3 protein-coding genes are annotated in these 2,008 nt (G+C 54.7%); 2 read left to right on the top strand and 1 reads right to left on the bottom strand.

Annotated elements, in window-relative coordinates:
* The coding region (locus B3Z49_RS18210; protein WP_296993416.1) for an OmpA family protein at window positions 1-387 on the top strand (387 nt) is incomplete at its 5' end.
* A 145-nt stretch (window positions 388-532) separates the two neighbouring features.
* Complete coding sequence (locus B3Z49_RS18205; protein WP_296993415.1) at window positions 533-1,105, top strand: hypothetical protein; 573 nt, start codon at window positions 533-535, stop codon at window positions 1,103-1,105.
* A 176-nt stretch (window positions 1,106-1,281) separates the two neighbouring features.
* Here the strand turns inward: B3Z49_RS18205 and B3Z49_RS18200 are convergent, their stop codons facing one another.
* Window positions 1,282-1,935, bottom strand: coding sequence for a peroxiredoxin (locus B3Z49_RS18200; protein ID WP_296993413.1), 654 nt, complete (start codon window positions 1,933-1,935; stop codon window positions 1,282-1,284).
* Window positions 1,936-2,008: the final 73 nt, after the last annotated feature.

The following is a 2,008-nucleotide window of genomic DNA, read 5'->3' as shown; positions in this document are numbered from 1 at the left end:
GTTGTCGGGGACCGGTTTGTCTTCCAGTCCGAAGTTTTGTTTGGATCGGGTGAGGCAGAGCTTGGCGAAGAAGGCAAGGATCAGTTGGCCAAACTGGGCGAAACGCTGACCACGATTGCCGCCGACATTCCCGATGATATCGACTGGGTGATGCGCGTTGATGGCCACACCGACAAGGTACCGATCCGAAACCTTCAGTTCGCCTCGAACTGGGAACTTTCGGCTGCGCGTGCGATTTCGGTGGTCAAGTTCCTGATCGATCAGGGTGTCCCGCCCAACCGTCTGGTTGCCGCAGGTTTTGGCGAATACCAACCGCTTGATAACCGCGATGATGAAATCGCCTATCGCCGTAACCGCCGCATCGAGTTCAAGATTACCGAGCGGTAAGTTAAGGCACCAGAATACAGCTTTTAACGGCACCCTTTAGGGGTGCCGTTTTCGTTTGGGCACATTGAAATCCAACAAAATTGGAACCAATCCACGTTGTGTTACGTTCAATACAGATGAGCCTTTCAACAAAAAGGAGGCCCAAATGACCAAAACACATCGCGAAACCGTTGGCGTTTTTGACGACATCAAAATACTCCAACAGGCGGCAGATGATCTGGCGCAAGCCGGGTTTGATCAGCAAAAGGAGCTTAGCCTTCTTGCGAGCGAGAAAACCGTCGAAGACAAGCTTGGCCATATTTATCGCAAGGCCGAAGATGTCGACAACGATCCTGATATGCCACCACTTGCCTATACAACACCAACACCGATTGGCAATGCCGAAGGCGCACTGATCGGTGCCCCGATGTATGCGGCGGCCTTTGGTGCCGCCGGTGCCGTGATTGCGGCGGGCGGCCCGATTGCCCTGACCATTTCGGCAATCCTTGGTGCGGGCGGCGTTGGTGCCGCGGCAGGTGGGGTGATTGCCGCAATGGTTGGCAAGAAATACTCCACCAAATTGCAAGAAGAGCTTGATCAGGGCGGCTTGTTGCTGTGGGTCAGAACACCTGATCCGCAGACCGAGGAACGCGCCAAGGATGTGCTTGGTCGTCACGAAGCACGCTTGATTGAAACCCATGACGTATCAAACGCCACCACCAAGCGTGACGTGGTCTGATACGCGTTCACCATCATCAGCTTGAGCGCGGCATTCCAGATGCGCGCAATTGCAGGCGTCACCAAACCGATGTCGCGTGATGCCTGACGAACGAAACAAAACCCCGCCAGAGCAATCCGGCGGGGTTTTGCCTTTGCACGGTCCCTTGCCCCCGGGACCGCACATCGGGGTTTTGATCAGAGGGACTTAGTGCAGAAATAGAAGTCCACATAATCATAGGCGGGATTGGATGCGCGTTCTGCGGCGGCCTTGGCGGTATGGGCGGGCGGAACAATAACCTTGTCGCCCGGTTTCCAGCCTTCGGGCGTGGCAACGCCGTTCTTGTCACTGGTCTGCATGGCGTCGATCATGCGCAGGCATTCTGTAATAGAGCGCCCGTTGCTCATCGGGTAATAGACCATGGCGCGCAGCATGCCATCCGGGTCAATGATGAAGGTCGCACGCACAGCAGACGTGTCGCCCGCCCCCGGATGGATCATGCCGTAGGCCTGGGCGACTTCCATCTTCAGGTCTGAAATAATCGGAAACGGGATTTCCACACCGAAATTCTGCTGGATGTTACGCATCCAGGCGATGTGCGAATGGGTGCTGTCAATCGACAGGCCCAGCAATTCGCAATTACGCTTGGCGAATTGATCGGCATGTTTGGCAAAGGCGATAAATTCGGTTGTGCAAACCGGGGTGAAATCAGCAGGGTGGGAAAACAGGACAAGCCATTTGCCGCGATAGTCCGACAGGGCTTTGACACCATCGGTGGTCGGGGCCGTAAAATCCGGTGTAGGTTCATTGATCCGCGGCAGACCGACACGAATCTGGGGGGATACAGTCATTGTCAGGCTCCTTGGTCAGGAAATATCGTCCACTCCATTTGAATACATTATAATTATTTAATTCTTCGTCCTA

This window comes from Thalassospira sp. UBA1131 (genome assembly GCF_002311515.1).
Classification (GTDB): Bacteria; Pseudomonadota; Alphaproteobacteria; order Rhodospirillales; family Thalassospiraceae; genus Thalassospira.
This window is presented reverse-complemented; position numbering and strand designations above follow the sequence as displayed.

Coding starts and splice junctions, on each gene's coding strand:
- B3Z49_RS18205 (WP_296993415.1), top strand. CDS start 533: ATGACCAAAACACATCGCGAAACCGTTGGCGTTTTTGACGACATCAAA.
- B3Z49_RS18200 (WP_296993413.1), bottom strand. CDS start 1,935: ATGACTGTATCCCCCCAGATTCGTGTCGGTCTGCCGCGGATCAATGAA.